General features: G+C 67.0%; 13 protein-coding genes and 1 tRNA gene. 10 read left to right on the top strand and 4 right to left on the bottom strand.

What is annotated here, in order from left to right:
• Positions 1 to 150 precede the first annotated feature (150 nt).
• Together katG and K225_RS0103570 are read left to right on the top strand one after the other, a co-directional pair.
• A complete protein-coding gene (katG, locus tag K225_RS0103575; protein WP_026435131.1) occupies positions 151 to 2,304 on the top strand; it encodes a catalase/peroxidase HPI in 2,154 nt (717 codons plus the stop codon).
• Between the two features lie 121 nt (positions 2,305 to 2,425).
• Entirely contained in the window at positions 2,426 to 2,821 is a 396-nt protein-coding gene (locus K225_RS0103570; RefSeq protein ID WP_026435130.1) for a carboxymuconolactone decarboxylase family protein, read from the top strand.
• A 109-nt stretch (positions 2,822 to 2,930) separates the two neighbouring features.
• Here the strand turns inward: K225_RS0103570 and K225_RS0103565 are convergent, their stop codons facing one another.
• Positions 2,931 to 3,476, bottom strand: coding sequence for a PAS and helix-turn-helix domain-containing protein (locus K225_RS0103565; RefSeq protein WP_026435129.1), 546 nt, complete (start codon positions 3,474 to 3,476; stop codon positions 2,931 to 2,933).
• Positions 3,477 to 3,552: 76 nt separating this feature from the next.
• On the opposite strand from K225_RS0103565, the gene K225_RS0103560 reads away from it, so the two are divergent.
• The 6 genes from K225_RS0103560 to K225_RS0103535 all read left to right on the top strand — a co-directional run bounded on the left by K225_RS0103560 (position 3,553) and on the right by K225_RS0103535 (position 11,055).
• The gene (locus K225_RS0103560; protein ID WP_026435128.1) at positions 3,553 to 4,260 is read left to right on the top strand and encodes a CoA transferase subunit A; all 708 of its coding nucleotides are present in this window, start codon (positions 3,553 to 3,555) and stop codon (positions 4,258 to 4,260) included.
• A 3-nt stretch (positions 4,261 to 4,263) separates the two neighbouring features.
• Entirely contained in the window at positions 4,264 to 4,902 is a 639-nt protein-coding gene (locus K225_RS0103555; protein WP_026435127.1) for a 3-oxoacid CoA-transferase subunit B, read from the top strand.
• Between the two features lie 47 nt (positions 4,903 to 4,949).
• Entirely contained in the window at positions 4,950 to 5,111 is a 162-nt protein-coding gene (locus K225_RS22345; RefSeq protein WP_162143876.1) for a hypothetical protein, read from the top strand.
• A 169-nt stretch (positions 5,112 to 5,280) separates the two neighbouring features.
• Positions 5,281 to 6,087: a translesion DNA synthesis-associated protein ImuA gene (imuA, locus tag K225_RS0103545; RefSeq protein WP_238323177.1), complete on the top strand. Its 807-nt coding sequence runs from the start codon at positions 5,281 to 5,283 to the stop codon at positions 6,085 to 6,087.
• Positions 6,050 to 7,555: a DNA polymerase Y family protein gene (locus K225_RS0103540; RefSeq protein ID WP_026435125.1), complete on the top strand. Its 1,506-nt coding sequence runs from the start codon at positions 6,050 to 6,052 to the stop codon at positions 7,553 to 7,555. Before imuA ends, K225_RS0103540 begins: the two co-directional genes overlap by 38 nt.
• 275 nt (positions 7,556 to 7,830) lie before the next feature.
• Positions 7,831 to 11,055, top strand: coding sequence for an error-prone DNA polymerase (locus K225_RS0103535; protein ID WP_026435124.1), 3,225 nt, complete (start codon positions 7,831 to 7,833; stop codon positions 11,053 to 11,055).
• Positions 11,056 to 11,201: 146 nt separating this feature from the next.
• On the opposite strand, the gene K225_RS0103530 is transcribed toward K225_RS0103535, so the two are convergent.
• On the bottom strand, positions 11,202 to 13,349 hold the full coding sequence (locus tag K225_RS0103530) for an AsmA family protein (protein ID WP_026435123.1): 2,148 nt from the start codon (positions 13,347 to 13,349) through the stop codon (positions 11,202 to 11,204).
• A 102-nt stretch (positions 13,350 to 13,451) separates the two neighbouring features.
• On the opposite strand from K225_RS0103530, the gene K225_RS0103525 reads away from it, so the two are divergent.
• Positions 13,452 to 14,366, top strand: a complete 915-nt coding sequence (locus K225_RS0103525; protein WP_026435122.1) for a pseudouridine synthase — start codon at positions 13,452 to 13,454, stop codon at positions 14,364 to 14,366.
• Between the two features lie 108 nt (positions 14,367 to 14,474).
• Here K225_RS0103525 and K225_RS0103520 read toward each other — a convergent pair.
• Positions 14,475 to 14,548 (bottom strand) — tRNA-Gly (locus K225_RS0103520).
• Positions 14,549 to 14,724: 176 nt separating this feature from the next.
• Positions 14,725 to 16,215, bottom strand: a complete 1,491-nt coding sequence (locus K225_RS0103515; RefSeq protein WP_026435121.1) for an NAD-dependent succinate-semialdehyde dehydrogenase — start codon at positions 16,213 to 16,215, stop codon at positions 14,725 to 14,727.
• 152 nt (positions 16,216 to 16,367) lie between these two features.
• Here K225_RS0103515 and K225_RS0103510 point away from each other — a divergent pair, with 152 nt between their 5' ends.
• Positions 16,368 to 16,655 (top strand): PepSY domain-containing protein, encoded by a 288-nt coding sequence (locus K225_RS0103510; RefSeq protein WP_026435120.1) that lies wholly within the window; start codon positions 16,368 to 16,370, stop codon positions 16,653 to 16,655.
• Positions 16,656 to 16,658: the final 3 nt, after the last annotated feature.

The raw sequence follows: 16,658 nt of genomic DNA, 5'->3' as shown, positions 1-16,658 counted from the left end.
CGCGCTCTTCCTGGCTATCTTCTTGGAGGAGCGGTTAATAAAAACTATCGGTAAATTTATATTAATTGACTTTTTGATCCAGAGGTCACTCCCTATCATTTGGCTTGCAACTCGCCATAACGGCCTCACACGCAAGACAAGGAGCGCTCCATGACCGAAGAATCCAAATGTCCATTCCATGCCGCCGGCGCAAGCAGCAGCCGGACCAGCCGTGACTGGTGGCCGAACCAGTTGCGCGTGGATTTGCTGAACCAGCACTCCGAGCGCTCCAACCCCCTGGGCGGGAAGTTCAACTACGCCGAAGAATTCAAGAAACTCGACTACTCCGCGCTCAAGGCCGACCTCAAGGCGCTGCTGACCGATTCCCAGGACTGGTGGCCCGCCGACTGGGGCACCTACGCTGGCCTGTTCATCCGCATGGCCTGGCACAGTGCGGGCACCTACCGCACGGTGGATGGCCGTGGCGGTGCCGGGCGTGGCCAGCAGCGCTTTGCGCCGCTCAACAGCTGGCCGGACAACGTGAGCCTGGACAAGGCGCGCCGCCTGCTGTGGCCCATCAAGCAAAAATACGGGCAAAAGATCTCCTGGGCCGACCTGATGATCCTGGCGGGCAATGTGGCGCTGGAAAACTCCGGTTTCCGCACCTTTGGCTTTGGTGCCGGCCGCGAGGACGTGTGGGAGCCCGACATGGACGTGAACTGGGGCGACGAGAAGGCCTGGCTCACCCATCGCAACCCCGAGACCCTGGCAAAGAACCCTCTGGCTGCCACCGAGATGGGCCTGATCTACGTCAACCCCGAAGGCCCCAATGCCAGCGGCGACCCCGCATCGGCCGCCGCAGCCATCCGTGCCACCTTTGGCAACATGGCCATGGACGATGAGGAAATCGTGGCGCTGATCGCCGGTGGCCACACGCTGGGCAAGACCCATGGCGCCAGCGCTGCCAGCCATGTGGGTGCCGACCCCGAGGCCGCAGCCATCGAGCAGATGGGGCTGGGCTGGACCAGCAGCTACGGCAGCGGCAGTGGAAGCGATGCCATCACCTCTGGCCTGGAAGTGGTGTGGACGCAGACACCCACGCAGTGGAGCAACCACTTTTTCGAGAACCTGTTCAAGTACGAATGGGTGCAGACGCGCAGCCCGGCCGGGGCCATCCAGTTCGAGGCCAAGGATGCGCCCGAAATCATTCCCGACCCCTTCGATCCCGCCAAGAAGCGCAAGCCCACGATGCTGGTGACCGACCTGACACTGCGTTTTGACCCCGGGTTCGAGAAGATCTCGCGCCGTTTCCTGAACGACCCGCAGGCCTTCAACGAAGCCTTTGCCCGTGCCTGGTTCAAGCTCACCCACCGCGACATGGGCCCCAAGGCGCGCTACCTGGGCCCTGAAGTGCCGAAGGAAGAGCTGGTCTGGCAAGACCCGCTGCCCGCGCCGCAGCACCAGCCCACGGCCGCAGACATTGCCGAGCTGAAGGCGCAGATCGCGGCCTCGGGCCTGTCGGTCAGCGAACTGGTGTCAGTGGCCTGGGCTTCGGCCTCGACGTTCCGTGGTGGCGACAAGCGCGGCGGGGCCAACGGTGCGCGCCTGGCGCTGGCCCCGCAAAAGGACTGGGCGGTGAACACCATCGCCGCGAGCGTGCTGCCCAGGCTGCAGGCCATTGCGCAGGCATCGGGCAAGGCCTCGCTGGCCGACGTGATCGTGCTGGCCGGTGGGGTGGGCGTGGAGCAGGCCGCCCGGGCTGCGGGCGTGGCCGTCGAGGTGCCGTTTGCCCCGGGCCGGGTGGATGCGCGCCAGGACCAGACCGATGCCGACTCTTTCGCCCTGATGGAGCCGGTGGCGGACGGTTTCCGCAACTACCGCCGCGTTGCCAGCAGCACCACCACAGAAGAACTGCTGATCGACAAGGCCCAGCAGCTCACGCTCACGGCGCCTGAGCTGACGGCGCTCATGGGTGGCCTGCGCGTGCTGGGCGCCAACCACGATGGCAGCCAGCATGGTGTGTTCACCGACAAGGTGGGTGTGCTCAGCAATGACTTCTTCGTCAACCTGCTGGACATGGGCACCGTCTGGAAAGCGTCGGACAGCAGCGCTGAGGTGTTCGAGGGGCGGGACCGCAAGAGCGGCGCGGTGAAATACACCGCCACCCGCAACGATCTCGTGTTTGGCTCCAACTCGGTGCTGCGTGCCCTGGCCGAGGTGTATGCCAGTGCAGACGCGCACGACAAGTTCGTTCGGGACTTCGTTGCAGCCTGGACCAAGGTGATGAACCTGGACCGTTTTGACCTGGCGCTGCACCCTGCCTGACAAGGCCGGAGCGAATGGCCAACGCCCCCTGCGAGTCCTGATGGATGCCGCAGGGGGCGTTTCTTTTTGCGCATGATGGAGGCGGATACCATGGCGGCCCCGATCGAACAGGAGAGCCCGCATGACGCAGCAACCCCCATCCACCAAAGACTTTGAGCAAGGACTGGCCACGCGCAAGCAGGTCATGGGCGAGGACTTCGTGGCCAAGGCCTTTGGCAATGCCACGGCGTTCACCCAGCCCATCCAGGAGTTCATCACCCGCAATGCCTGGGGCGATGTGTGGCAGCGCCCGGGGTTGGACATGAAAACGCGCAGCCTGATCACGGTGGCATTTCTCACGGCACTGGGCCGGCAGCACGAGCTCAAGGGCCATGTGCGCGGTGCGCTCAACAATGGCGCCACGGCCCAGGAGCTTCAGGAAGTGCTGCTGCATGCCAGCATCTACTGTGGCCTGCCGGCCGCGGTGGAGGCTTTTCGCACAGCGTCCGAGGTGGTGGACGGTCATGGAAAGGGCTGACGGTGCGCTCTTGCGCTTGGACTGCTTCCTGTCACCCGTAGAACTGGCTTGGCCAGGCCAGTGGTAATGTCCCCCTCAGGGGGAAGGCGCGAAGCGACTCAGGGGGAGCCTATGCTCCCGCCACCAGCTTGTGCACCAGATCGGCCGCGGTGGAGGCGTTGTACTTGCGCATCAGGCGGGCACGGTAGATTTCCACGGTGCGGTGGCTGATCTCCAGGGTCTTGCCGATTTCCTTGGAGGTCAGGCCTTCCAGCAGCTTGGCGGCCACTTCGCGTTCGCGCCCCGTGAGTTCGGCCTTGACGGTGCGCTGCGAGCTGAGGTCTTCAAAGCTCCAGATGCCCGATTCGTGGGGGGCTTCGCGGTTGAGGGCGCGGCCCGACACATGGCACCAGAACACTTCGCCGTTGGCCCGCTTCATGATGCGGCTGTCGGCATAGTGGCCCTTGGCGTTCAAAATGGGTTCCATGTGCGCCCCCAGGCGTTCGTACTCGTCGGTGCTGGGGTAGAGCACCTCGAACGATTGCCCGATCAACACTTCGCGCGAGGCGCCGAACATTTCACAGACCAGCCGGTTGCAGTCCATCATGGTGCGGTTGCGCGAGAGCACCAGACCCACGGGGGCAAATTCGAAAGCCAGTCTGTAATCAACGTCCATAGTGCAAATCTTTACGGGGTACTACTTATCTGTGTACGTAGTATCGTAGCGCATCAAAACTAGCAAGGAGATCGTGGTGAAAAAGTTATTTCCTTCCGCAGCCAAGGCCCTTGAGGGTGTGGTTGCCGATGGCCAGCTGCTGGCCGTGGGCGGCTTCGGCCTGTGCGGCATTCCCGAGGCGCTGATCGACGCGCTGCGCGATTCGGGGGTGAAGAACCTCACCGTGATCTCCAACAACGCGGGCGTGGACGGCTTTGGCCTGGGCAAGCTGCTGGAAACCCGCCAGATCAAGAAAATGATCTCGTCCTATGTGGGCGAGAACAAGGAGTTCGAGCGCCAGTTCCTGGCGGGCGAACTGGAGCTGGAATTCACGCCCCAGGGCACGCTGGCCGAGAAGCTGCGCGCGGGCGGCGCGGGCATCCCGGCCTTCTTCACCAAGACCGGTGTGGGCACCATCGTGGCCGAGGGCAAGGAGCTGCGCGAGTTCGATGGCGAAACCTATGTGATGGAGCGCTCGCTGGTGCCGGAAGTGTCGCTGGTCAAGGCCTGGCGCGCCGACCAGTCGGGCAACCTGCAGTTTCGCTTGACGGCACGCAACTTCAACCCGGCCGCCGCCATGGCCGGCAAGATCTGCATCGTGGAGGTGGAAGAGGTGGTGGAGACGGGCGCTATCGACCCCGACCAGATTCACCTGCCCGGCATCTATGTGCACCGCATCGTGCTCAACGCCCACCCTGAAAAGCGCATCGAGAAGCGCACGATCACCGAGAAAACAGGAGCCTGAACCATGCCTTGGACCCAAGACCAGATGGCCGCCCGTGCGGCCCAAGAACTCGAAGACGGCTTCTATGTGAACCTGGGCATCGGCATTCCCACGCTGGTGGCCAATTTCACCGGTGACAAGGAGGTGTGGCTGCAGTCCGAGAACGGCATGCTGGGCATCGGAGCCTTCCCCACCGAGGACAAGGTGGATGCCGACCTCATCAACGCTGGCAAGCAGACGGTGACCACCATCCCCGGCTCGTCCATCTTCAGTTCGGACCAGTCCTTCGCGATGATCCGCGGCGGCAAGATCAACCTCTCCATCCTGGGCGCCATGCAGGTCAGCGAGCAGGGTGACCTGGCCAACTGGATGATCCCCGGCAAGATGGTCAAGGGCATGGGCGGCGCCATGGACCTGGTGGCGGGCGTCAAGCGTGTGATCGTGCTCATGGAGCATGTGGCGCGCAAGAAGGACGGTACCGAAGACCTGAAAATCCTGCCCCGCTGCACATTGCCCCTCACGGGCGTAGGCGTGGTCGACCGCATCATCACCGACCTGGCCGTGATGGACGTGACACCTCTGGGCCTCAAGGTGGTGGAGCTGGCGCCGGGCGTCACGTTTGATGCCCTCCAGGCCAGGACGGGTGTCACGCTGCTGCGCTGAAGGCACTGCCTGACCTGCCATCACACGGGCCCGCGCAAGCGGGCCTTTTGCTGGCAGGCGCCTTTGTGCGGTGGGAGCAGTTCAAGGCAGGCTCCCACCCTGGACAGCAAGGCGACCTGCTCGAACAGTGGCAAGACAAGGCCGTGGGCCTGGCCGAAGTGGCTCTGGTGGGCGTGAAGCGCTGTGGCGGACTGGTGCGATGGGGGTGATGCGCATGTTGTGGCGGCCCCAAAGCGTCTCTTTTTCCTGTCGGGGTGGTTGGTGGTGAAAGGCAGGAATACTGTGTATATTTACAGTATTCCTGTCTTTTGAGTCTTTGCCACCACCATGACTGCGCCACGCTCCACTTTGCGGGTTGCGTTCGATTTGCCATCCGCCATGCCAGGTGTCTGGCATGCAGACGCATTGGGCGCGGGCCCCCAGATCGCACAGCCCACGGGATACGCGCTGCTGGATGCGCAACTGCCGGGCGGTGGCTGGCCTGTGGGGGCTCTGAGCGAGGTATTGCAGCCCATGGTGGGCCTGCATGAATGGCAACTGGTGCTGCCTGCACTGGCGCAGGCAGTGGCCCGGCGCGTGGGGGCCGTGGTGGTGGTGGCACCACCGTGCGAGCCCTTTGGCCCGGCGCTCAGGGCGCAGGGGTTGCCGGCACAGCGCTTGTGCGTGGTGCGGCCCGACAACGCCAAGGCGGCGCTCTGGGCGGCCGAGCAGGCGCTGCGCTGCCGCGATGTGCTAGCCGTCATGGCCTGGTTGCCGCAGGCACTCCCTGCGGCCTTGCGCCGCTTGCAGCTGGCGGCGGCGCAACAACAGCAGTTGCTGTGGGTGTTTCGCCCGGCCAGCGCCGCTCCGCAGGCGTCACCGGCCTTGTTGCGGCTGAAGGTGCAGGGGCTGGCCCAGCCAGGGAATGTCGTCCTATCGCCTGGCATGCAGGTACAGATCCTCAAGCGCCGGGGGCCGCCTCTGGTGCAGGGGCTGGATCTGCCGGGCTGCCACCCCCGTCTGGCCCAGGTGCTGGCGGCGCAGGCCGCGCGGCGGCGCGCAGCGCAGGGGGAGACCGGTGCAACAGCGGCGCGTCACAGTGCGGCGCAATCGTTGCCGATGCGCCCGGCGCTGGCGCCGTTGATGGCCGTGCCAACGAGGAGGGGCCATGCACTGGATCGCACTGCCGTTGCCATGGTGCGATGAGCCTGCGGCACCTCCGGGCGCCGCGGTGCAAGCCGCGGCGTCGGGCTGGTGGGCTTTGCGCTTTACGCCGCGCGTGGCGCTGGTGGATGGCGACGCCGTGCTGCTGGAAGTGTCCACCACCGAGCGGCTCTGGGGCGGGCGCGATGCCTTGCTGGCACAGGTGTTGCAGGCCTGGGCCGATGCATCCGGCGGGCCGCCGGAGCACACGGCCACCCGGGGACTGCGGGCACAACCGCCAGGCACACAGACGGCGTGGGGCTGCGGGCCGACAGCCCTGGTGGCGCAGGCCTGGCTGCGCATGGCGCAGGCGGGGCTTGTGCCACCAGGGCAGGGCGTGGCGCCGGGTGTGGACGGCTTGCCCTTGCACACGCTGACCGCCCTGCGCCCGCATGTGGCCAGCCTGGAGCGCATGGGTTGCCGCACCTGGGGGGCCTTGCGGTCGCTGCCGCGTGCCGGGGTGGCCAGGCGTTTTGGTGCCCAGGTGTTGCGGGTGCTGGACCAGGCCCTGGGCGATGCCCCCGAAGCCCATGCCTGGCTGGAGCTGCCCGAGCAGTTTGTGCTGACCGCCGAGCTGCCCGCACTGGCCGATTCGGCCGATGCGCTGCTCTGGAGTGCCAGCCGCTGCCTTACGGCCCTGCAGGGCTGGCTGCAGGCGCGGCAGCAGGGCGCACTGGCGCTGGAGCTGGCCTGGCGCCACGACCTGCGGCGCATCGATGGCGTGGCCATTGCCCCCACGCAGGCCCTGCCGGTGCGCACCGCCCAGGCCACGCAGGACATGGCGCACCTGCGGCGCCTGCTGTCAGAAAACCTGGCGCGCACGGCCCTGGCGGCACCGGTCAACCAGATCACGCTGCGCCTGCTGGAGTCCGCCCCATTGCCGCACCGCAGCGCAAGCCTGTTGCCGCCCGGTGATCTTGTGGGCGGTGGCTGCGACGACCCGGCTTCAGCGCCAGGCGAAGCCTTGCACCAGTTGCTGGAGCGCCTGTCGGCCCGCCTGGGGGCCAGCCAGGTGGTGGCCCCCGTGCTGCAGGCCGACCACCGGCCCGAGCACATGCAGCAATGGTGCCCGGCGGCCGAGGTGCTCAACCATGGCCGCGCCCACCCCGGCACCCCTGCCGCCGATACGCAGGCCTTCGACGCCACCCTGTGGCCCACCTGGCTGCTGCGCCCACCCCGGCGGCTGGCGGTGCAGGGCAACCGTCCCTGCCACCATGGCCTGCTGCGCCTGCTGGCGGGGCCGCACCGGTTCGAGGCGGGCTGGTGGTCGGCCGCAGACGGGGGCGCTGGCGACCCGGACCATCCCTGTGCGGGGTTGGCCCTGCGCGATTATTTTGTGGCGCACAACGATGTGGCGGGGCTGGTGTGGGTGTTCCGCGAGCGGTGGGCGCCACCTTCTGGCAATGCGATGCAAAGCGCGGTCACGGCCGTGCAGCCGCACCGCTGGTTCCTGCACGGCATCTATGGGTAAGAGCCTGTTCACGATCTCCCCGGGGTCGCGCAGCGGTCTTTGCGCGATGGGATGCCAGGCACGGTGTGCAGTGGATAGCCCGGCTATCCACAAGCGCCGCAACGCCGCAGACCGCCCGCAAAGACCGCTGCCCCACGGGTTGGAGCGCAATCGGGCGATTGCACGCCCCGGCTGCTTGCATGGGCACCAGCCCATGCGGCGCATCCGAAGCATGCACTCATCCCGATGGCGCTCCAACGCGATCCCCTGTGCGATCGTGAACAGGCTCTAAGGCCATGGCGTCTGTCGAGTTGCCGTCCCCCGCGCCCCTGCCAGGCTATGCCGAGTTGCATTGCCTGTCCAACTTCAGTTTCCAGCGCGGCGCATCCCATCCGAAGGAGCTGGTGGCGCGTGCTGCCCAATTGGGCTACCGGGCCCTGGCGCTGACCGATGAATGCTCGGTGGCAGGGGTGGTGCGCGCCTGGGAGGCCGCCAGGGAATGGGGCTTGCACCTTATCGTGGGCAGCGAGTTTTTGTGGGGCAAGCTGCGCCTAGTGGCCCTGGCGCGCAATGGCGAAGGCTGGGGCAATCTGTGCGAGTTCATCACCGCAGCGCGGGCGGCGGTGCCCAAGGGGCAATACCAGGTCGGCCCGGGCAGCCCGTTCAACCTCCTGGAGGGCTGCGAGCTGCTGCTCGTCCCCCGCCGCGAGTGCTTTGATGCTTCTGATTTTGTAGCTTTCAGCGCTTGCATATCAAGCGCTATAGGTCAATTTTGTTCAAATTTCGATGCCCACCTCTGGCTGGCGGCAGAGCTGCACCTGGCCCCCGACGACAGCCTGTGGCTGGCCACGCTGCAGCGCGTGGGCGCGGCGCTGGGCCTGCCGCTGGTGGCAGCGGGCGATGTGCACATGCATGCCCGTTCGCGCAAGCCGTTGCAGGACGTGATCACCGCCGTGCGGCGGGGCTGCAGCGTGGCCGAATGCGGCTTTGCGCTGCAGCCCAATGCCGAACGCCATTTGCGCCAGCGCGTGCGCCTGGCCGGCATCTACCCGCCCGAACTGCTGGCCGCCACGCTCACGGTGGCCGCGCGCTGCAGCTTCAGCCTGGATGAAATCAAATACCGCTACCCGCAAGAGACCGTGCCCGCCGGCATGACGCCTGCCCAGGCATTGGCGTGGCTGGCACAAGAGGGGGCCCAAGGCCGCTATCCCCAGGGGGTGCCCGACTGGATTGCCGCGCAGATCGACAAGGAGCTTGCGCTGATTGCGCACTGCCAGTACGAGATGTACTTCCTGACCGTGCACGACATCGTGCGCTTTGCGCGCAGCCGGGGCATCCTGTGCCAGGGGCGGGGCTCCGCCGCCAACTCGGTGGTCTGCTATGTGCTGGGCATCACGGCGGTCAACCCCGAGGACTCGCACCTGCTGTTCGAGCGCTTCATCAGCAAGGAGCGCAGCGAGCCGCCCGACATCGATGTGGACTTCGAGCACGACCGGCGCGAAGAGGTCATCCAGTACATCTACGCCAAATACGGCCGCGAGCGCGCCGCCATCACCGCCGTGGTCACCAGCTACCGCACGCGCAGTGCCCTGCGCGACGTGGGCAAGGCGCTGGGCGTGGCACCGGTACTGGTCGATGCGTTTGCCAAAGACCACCACTGGTTCGACGAAGACATGGCCGCCGATCGCCTGCAGCAACTGGCGGGCGACCGGGGCGTGCCGCTGTCGGCGCACCAGGCTGCGCTGTGGCTGGAGCTGGCTGTGCAGCTCAAGGGCTTTCCGCGCCACCTGGGCCAGCATGTGGGCGGCTTTGTGCTCACCCAGGGCAAGCTCACGCGGCTGGTGCCGGTGGAGCCGGCCAGCATGGAGGGCCGCAGCGTCATCCAGTGGGACAAGGACGACCTCGATGCCATGGGCCTGCTCAAGGTCGATGTGCTGGCCCTGGGCATGCTCAGTGCGCTGCGCCGATGCCTGGATCTGCGTGCTGCGCTGCGTGGCGAGCGCTGGGGCCTGGCCGACATCCCGCGCGAGGACGCCGCCACCTACGACATGATCTGCGCCGCGGATACCGTGGGCGTGTTCCAGATTGAGAGCCGCGCGCAGATGAGCATGCTGCCGCGCCTGCAGCCGCGCGCGTTCTACGACCTGGTGGTCGAAGTGGCCATCGTGCGGCCCGGCCCCATTCAGGGCGGCATGGTGCACCCCTACCTGCAGGCGCGTGAGCGTCGGCGCAGGGGCGAGGCGCTGCAGCTCGAAAAGCCCGAGCTCGAAGCCGCCCTGGCACGCACGCTGGGCGTGCCGATCTTTCAGGAGCAGGTGATGCAGATCGCCATGATCGCGGCGGGCTTCACGCCGGGCATGGCCGATGATCTGCGCCGCTCCATGGCGGCCTGGAAGCGCAAGGGTGGCGTGCACCGGTTCGAGGAACCCCTGGTCAACGGCATGCTGGCCAGGGGCTACCGCCCCGCGTTTGCCCAGGCCATCTTCCAGCAGATGCTGGGCTTTGGCGAATACGGCTTTCCCGAAAGCCATGCCCACAGCTTTGCCCTGCTGGCCTATGCCAGCAGCTGGCTCAAGTGCCATGAGCCCGCGTGTTTTCTGGCGGCGCTGCTCAACGCGCTGCCCATGGGCTTTTACACCGCCTCGCAACTGGTGCAGGACGCGCGTCGCCACGGCGTGCGCGTGCTGCCCATCGACGTGGGCTGCAGCGACAGCGATTGCACGCTCGAAGGTCCTGCACAGCGTCTGCGGCCCGCCCCCGGCTTGCCCATGCCGCCGCTGCCGCAACCGGCCGTGCGCCTGGGCCTGCGCCTGGTCGGCGGCCTGCAGGCCAGCGCCATGCAGCGCCTGGTGCAGGCCCGTGCCGCTGCGCCGTTCACCAGCACCGAAGACCTGGCGCTGCGCGCCCAGCTGGGTCCACAAGACCTGCAGGCACTGGCCGCCGCCGATGCGCTGGCCAGCCTGTCGGGCCACCGGCGCCAGCAGATGTGGGAGGCGGCCGCGCAGCACACCGCGCCCGCCCTGTGGCGCGAGGTGCCCGTGCACGAAGCGCCGCTGGTCCTGCCCGCCGCGCCCGAGGGGGAGGAAATTGTGTTCGACTATGCCGCCACCGGCCTCACGCTGCGCCGCCACCCGCTGGCCCTGCTGCGTCCGCGCCTGGCACGCTGGCGTTTGCAGACCGCTCTGCAATTGCACAGCGTCCCCCACGGTCGCAAGGTGCGTGCCTGTGGCATCGTCACCGTGCGCCAGCGCCCCGGCACGGCCAAGGGCACGATGTTTGTCACGCTGGAGGACGAGACCGGCCCCGTCAACGTGATCGTCTGGCCCGCGCTGGTCGAGACCTGGCGCCAGGCGCTGCTCGGCTCGCAACTGCTGGCGGTGGAGGGCCTGTGGCAATGCAGCGCCCATGGCCCCGGCGGCCAGGCCGTGGTGCGCCACCTGGTGGCCCAGCGCTGCAAAGACCTCACGCCGCTGCTGGGCCGCATGGCACAGGCGCTGCAGGGCAGCCGGGATTTCCATTGAGCCCGGCCACCGGTGGTGTGCCGTTCCGTTGGCGGAAATGGCGTGGAAATGCTGTGAAGCGCTCACGCAGAAAGCGCTTCAAGCGATCCAAGCAAGAGGGATCGGATCGCACAAATACTGCCGCACCACCGCAGCGCAGCCACTTTTCAGCGCGCCGCCGGCTTGCCCGCCCGGCCCGCCTTCACCGGCTGGGTGGCCTGCGCCAGCAAAGGCGCGCACTGCGCATCGTCGTCGGCGCCCGGCACGGTCACGGGCAGCAGCGCCAGGGCCGCAGGGGCCGCCACCACTGCGGCAAGCGCGGCGCCTGCGCGCAGCAGCAGGGGGCCGGGTTGCACGCCCACGTCGGGCTGGGCAAAGCTGCCGCGCACATAGAGCGGGGTGCGCAGCGAGAAGAACTTCCACTGCAGCGATTCGGGCTGGATGCGCAGGTTCAGGCGCTCCTGCGCCATGTCGATGGTGCCGCTGGCGTCCACGATGGCCTCGCTGGTGCTGAGCTTGCCGGTGCGCACGGTGGCCACGCCTTCGCGCACGGCCAGGTCGGCCACGGCGCAGCGCAGCTGCACCTCCTTGTCTTGGCCAAACAGTTTGCCCACCACGATGCTGCCCACGTTGAGCGCTGCGCGGTTCAGCAGTTCGCGGCTCAGGGTGCCGTCGCGCACATACAGGCGGGCCTCGCCGCTGCTGGTGCCCAGCCATTGCGCCACCGAGTTGCCCTGGCCGTTGAGCGCCAGGGCGCCATCGAGCTGGCCCAGGCTTTTTCGGGTGAGCTCGACCTCGGGAAAGAGCGAGGCCAGCCGCAGGTTCTGCACCCGCGTGTCCATGCGCGCGGTCAGCGGTTTGCTGCGGCTGTCCAGTACCACCCTGGATTCGATCTGGCCCCTGGCCACGCCGAAACGCAGCGGGTCCAGGCGCAGCACCGCATCGTCCAGCAGGGCATGCACGCTGAGGTCCTCGAGCGGCAGGCTGTCAGGCCGGATCACGCGCTGGCCCGAGAATTTCAGGTCCATGTCCATGGCGCTCCAGCGGTCGGTGGCAAACGCGGCATCGGGCAGCACCTTGCCGCTGCGGCCCGCCTTGGAAGAAGGCGTGGAGGCCGTGCCGAGCACCGGTCCCAGGTCTGCCAGGCGCAACTGCCGGGAGGTGACGCTGCCCGACAGCTTGCCGCGCGGGGTACCCGAGGCAAAGCGCAGGTTGCCATGCAGATCGCTCTGGCCCAAGGTGCCGGTGAAGTCGCGGTAGTCCCATACCGCCTGGCCTGGTTGCAGGCTGCCTTGCAGCCGGCCCCGGGTCTGAAACGCGGGCGTGTTCGGCAGCACCAGGCCGGTCAGCGCATACAGGTCGGCCATGCTGGCGCCCTTGAGCATCACCTGCAGATCCATGCCCGAGAGCGCGCCCGGGTTGGCCAGGATGCCTTGCACGGAGGTCTCCACGCTGCCCGCCCTGGCGGTGAATTGCAGCGGGTAGTTCACCTCCTTGTCGCGCAGCGTGAGCACGGGGCCGGCTTTGCCCTGGCCCGCGATGCGGGCCTTGCCCAGTGTGCCTTTCAGGTCAAAGCGCACGCCGTAGATCGGGGCGGTGGCCGAGGCGGGCATTGCCGGGCCGCCGGCTTCGGGGGGCGGCCCGGCTTCATCGATGGTGTCGATGTGCGCGTGCAGGTCCAGGCTCCTGCCGGCATCCTTGTAGGCCAGCTGCCCCTTGCGCACCACCAGCTGATCGATGTGGACCGTCCAGCGCGGCGTGGGGTCGTCGGGCGCGCGCTGGCGTTCCAGGGTCCAGTTGTTGCGGCCATCGCCGAGGCGGGCCAGGGCGATGTCGGGGCCGGTGAGTTCAAGGGTGTCGATGGCCACTTCGCGTGCCAGCAGGGGCCAAAGGCGCAGCGATGCCCGCGCCATCTCGGCATGGGCCATGGGCCGGGGTTCGGCGGCCTTGCCGGGGCGGGTAAAGCCCGGCGGGTCTTGCATGACCAGTTGCGTGCCTTGCAGCGTGATGCCTGGCACCCAGCGGCGCCAGCCCGTATCGAGCGGCTGCGGCCATTGCCAGGAGGCCGAGAGGTCGCCTTCCACGGCAAAGTGCCGGCCCGTGGCGTTGCTGATGGTCTGGTTGAGCCAGGGTCTGGCATGGTTCCAGTTCAACTGGCCGAGCACGATGGCGCCGATCAGCAGCAAGCCCGCCAACGCCCCGGCCACGCCCACTGCCGTGCGCAACCTGCGCCGATGCGGCGGCGGGGGCGCTGACAAGGACTGTGCGGGCACGGGGGCCTGCGCGGTGCGGGAATCTGTCGGGAGCTCTGTCATGGAACCATCATGCTAGCCCGCAGCGCGCGGTTTTTGGCCGATCTTGCGCGCCCAAGGGTCCATTGGCGCAGTTGTCCTACAGCCTCCTAAAATCCGCACGCCATGCACAACCCCCACCATCCCCATGTTCTGCCCGTGCGCGACGGCGTGAGCCCCAGTTGCGTGGTGCTGCCCTCGCGTGGTCAGGGCAGCATGCTGGACTTTCTGGCCCAGCGCCTGCCGGTGGTGGCGCGCGATGCGTGGTGCCAGCGCATGCTGGCGGGCGAGGTGGTGGATGAGCGCGGGCAGGCAGTGGCGCCAGAGCGGCCATTCGAAGGCGGCCTGCGCTTGTATTACTACCGCAGCCTGCCCGCGGAGCCCATGCTGCCGTTCAGCGAAGCGGTGCTGTACCAGGACGAGCACCTGGTGGTGGCCGACAAGCCGCACTTCATGTCCGTGACGCCCTCGGGCCGCCATCTGCACAACACGCTGCTGGTGCGGCTCAAGCGCCAGCTCGGGCTGCCGCAGCTGTCGCCGCTGCATCGCATCGACCGCGACACCGCCGGGCTGGTGCTTCTGTCGGTGCAGCAGCGCACGCGCGGCGCCTACCAGGCGCTGTTTCGCGACCGCCAGATCACCAAGCACTACGACGCGATTGCGCCTTGGCGTGCAGACTTGGCCTTTCCGCGCGAGCACGCCAGTCGGCTGGAGGAAAGCCCCCAGTTCTTTCGCATGCAGGAAGTGCCCGGCGCGCCCAACAGCCACACCCACATGCAGCTGCTGGAGGTGGCAGGCGACTGGGCGCGCTACCGCCTGTCGCCCATCACGGGCAAGCGCCACCAGCTGCGCGTGCACATGGCCGCCCTGGGCCTGCCGCTGCGCAACGACCCGTTCTACCCGGTCGTCAACGATCCGCCCGAGGGTGACTATTCGCGCCCGCTGCAGCTGCTGGCGCGTTCGCTGGAGTTTGTCGATCCGCTCACCGGAGAACCGCGGGCGTTTGAAAGCCAGCAGCGCCTGGTGTTGCCCGTGGCTTGAGCGACAGCGGCCTCATCGGTGGGAAATGGCGGGAAACGAGAAGGGGTGCAGTTTTCAGCGAAATGTGCTGGCCGCCCTTGCCGGGAGAGTGCTGGAAGCCATGAAAACTGGAGCGGGTGATGGGAATCGAACCCACGTTATTTGCTTGGGAAGCAAGAGTCCTACCATTGAACGACACCCGCGAAGCTGCGAATTATAGGCAGCTCCTAAGGGCTGATTTTCTTGCGCGGCCGCCGGCATGAGGAAACCGGCAGATCCCTGGCGCAGGGGATGCTGCCGGTTTTGGAAGCTTTTGGCCCACAGCGCTTACGCAATCAGCACTGCAAGCTATAAAAAACAGAGCTAACCAGGCAATTCACTATTTCTGGATATCGCCCACGCACAGGTACTTGATCTCCACATAGTCATCCATGCCATGGTGCGATCCCTCGCGGCCCAGGCCCGACTGCTTGACGCCGCCAAAGGGCACATGCTCGGTGGCCAGGATGCCCACGTTGATGCCGACCATGCCGTATTCGAGCGCCTCGCTCACGCGGAAGATGCGGCCCACGTCACGGCTGTAGAAGTAGCTGGCCAGCCCAAACTCGGTGGCGTTGGCTGCGGCTATGGCTTCCTGCTCGGTCTTGAACTTGAACACCGGGGCAAAGGGGCCGAAGGTTTCCTCGCGGGCGCACAGCATGTCGGCCGAGGCGTTGGCCACCACCGTGGGCTCGAAGAACTGGCCACTTCCCAGGTTTTTCAGGCGCTGCCCCCCGGCAACGACCTGGCCGCCCTTGGCAATGGCATCGTCCACATGGCGCTGCACCTTCACGAGGGCCGCCTCCTCGATCAGCGGACCTTGGTTCACGCCATCCTCGAAGCCATTGCCCACCTTGGCCGTCTTCACCCTGGCGGCGAACTTGGCCACGAACGCGTCGTACACGCCTTCCTGCACGTAAAAGCGGTTGGAGCACACGCAGGTCTGGCCGGCATTGCGGTACTTGCTGGCAAAGGCGCCTTCCACGGCGGAGTCGATGTCGGCATCGTCAAACACGATGAAGGGCGCGTTGCCGCCCAGCTCCAGGCTCATCTTCTTGACCGTGGGGGCGGACTGCGCCATCAGGATGCGGCCCACCTCGGTGCTGCCGGTGAAGCTGATGTGGCGCACCACGTCGCTGGCGCACAGCACCTTGCCGATGGCAATCGAGTTGCCGGCATCGGCCGAGAGGATGTTGAGCACGCCCGCCGGAATGCCTGCGCGCACCGCCAGCTCGGCGGCGGCCAGGGCGGTCAGCGGGGTCAGTTCGGCCGGCTTGATGACCACCGGGCAGCCGGCGGCCAGGGCCGGGGCCACCTTGCGCGTGATCATGGCCAGCGGGAAGTTCCACGGCGTGATGGCGGCGCACACGCCGATGGGCTGCTTCAGGACCAAGAGGCGCCGGTTGTTGTCGAACTGGGGCAGGGTCTCGCCGTTGACGCGTTTGGCCTCTTCGGCAAACCACTCCACAAAGCTGGCGCCATAGGCCACTTCGCCCTTGGCTTCGGGGAACGGCTTGCCCTGCTCGGCGGTCATGATGCGGCCCAGGTCATCCTGGTGGGCCATGAGCAGGTCGTACCACTTGCGCAGGATGATGCTGCGCTCCTTGGCCGTCTTGGCACGCCAGGCAGGCCAGGCGGTGTTGGCGGCGGCAATGGCCGCTTCGGCATCCTGCGGGCCGAGGTTGGCCACGTCGGCAAGCTGGAGGCCCGTGGCCGGGTCGTGCACGGCAAAGCGGCTGGCGCCCGCCACCCACTGGCCGTTGATGAGCGCGTCGGTTTTGAGCAGGCTGGGGTCGTTGAGCTGGGCGAGGGGAGAGGCTTTGGTGTCCATGGCTGTCTCGTGTGGGTGGGTAAAGGACAGAGCGTAGCACCCGGCAAAAGCGGGCGCAGCGCAGGGTCAGGGCGCGGTGTGTTCAGGCAATCTTCAGGGGGCGTTTTCACAATGACCTCCATGCCAATCCGGCATGCCAACAGGAGATCATCATGAAGACTCGTACCCTTTGCGCCGCAGCCGCTGCACTGCTGCTTGGCACATCCGCCTTTGCCGATTCGCCATCGTGCACCGCGACCCAGAAGGACACCCGGCTGACGCAGGCGCAAATGCTGCAAAAGCTGGTGGATGCCGGCTACTCGATCGAGCGTTTTGCCACCACCAAAGCCAACTGCTACAAGATGCATGGCTGGGACAAGGACGGCAACCGCGTCGAGATCGTCCACCATCCCGTGGACGGCCGCATCGTGAAACTCGAAATGACCTCCCGGCAGGGTTGACGC

It is taken from the genome of Acidovorax sp. JHL-9, assembly GCF_000426205.1.
Taxonomy (GTDB): domain Bacteria; phylum Pseudomonadota; class Gammaproteobacteria; order Burkholderiales; family Burkholderiaceae_C; genus Acidovorax; species Acidovorax soli.
This window is presented reverse-complemented; position numbering and strand designations above follow the sequence as displayed.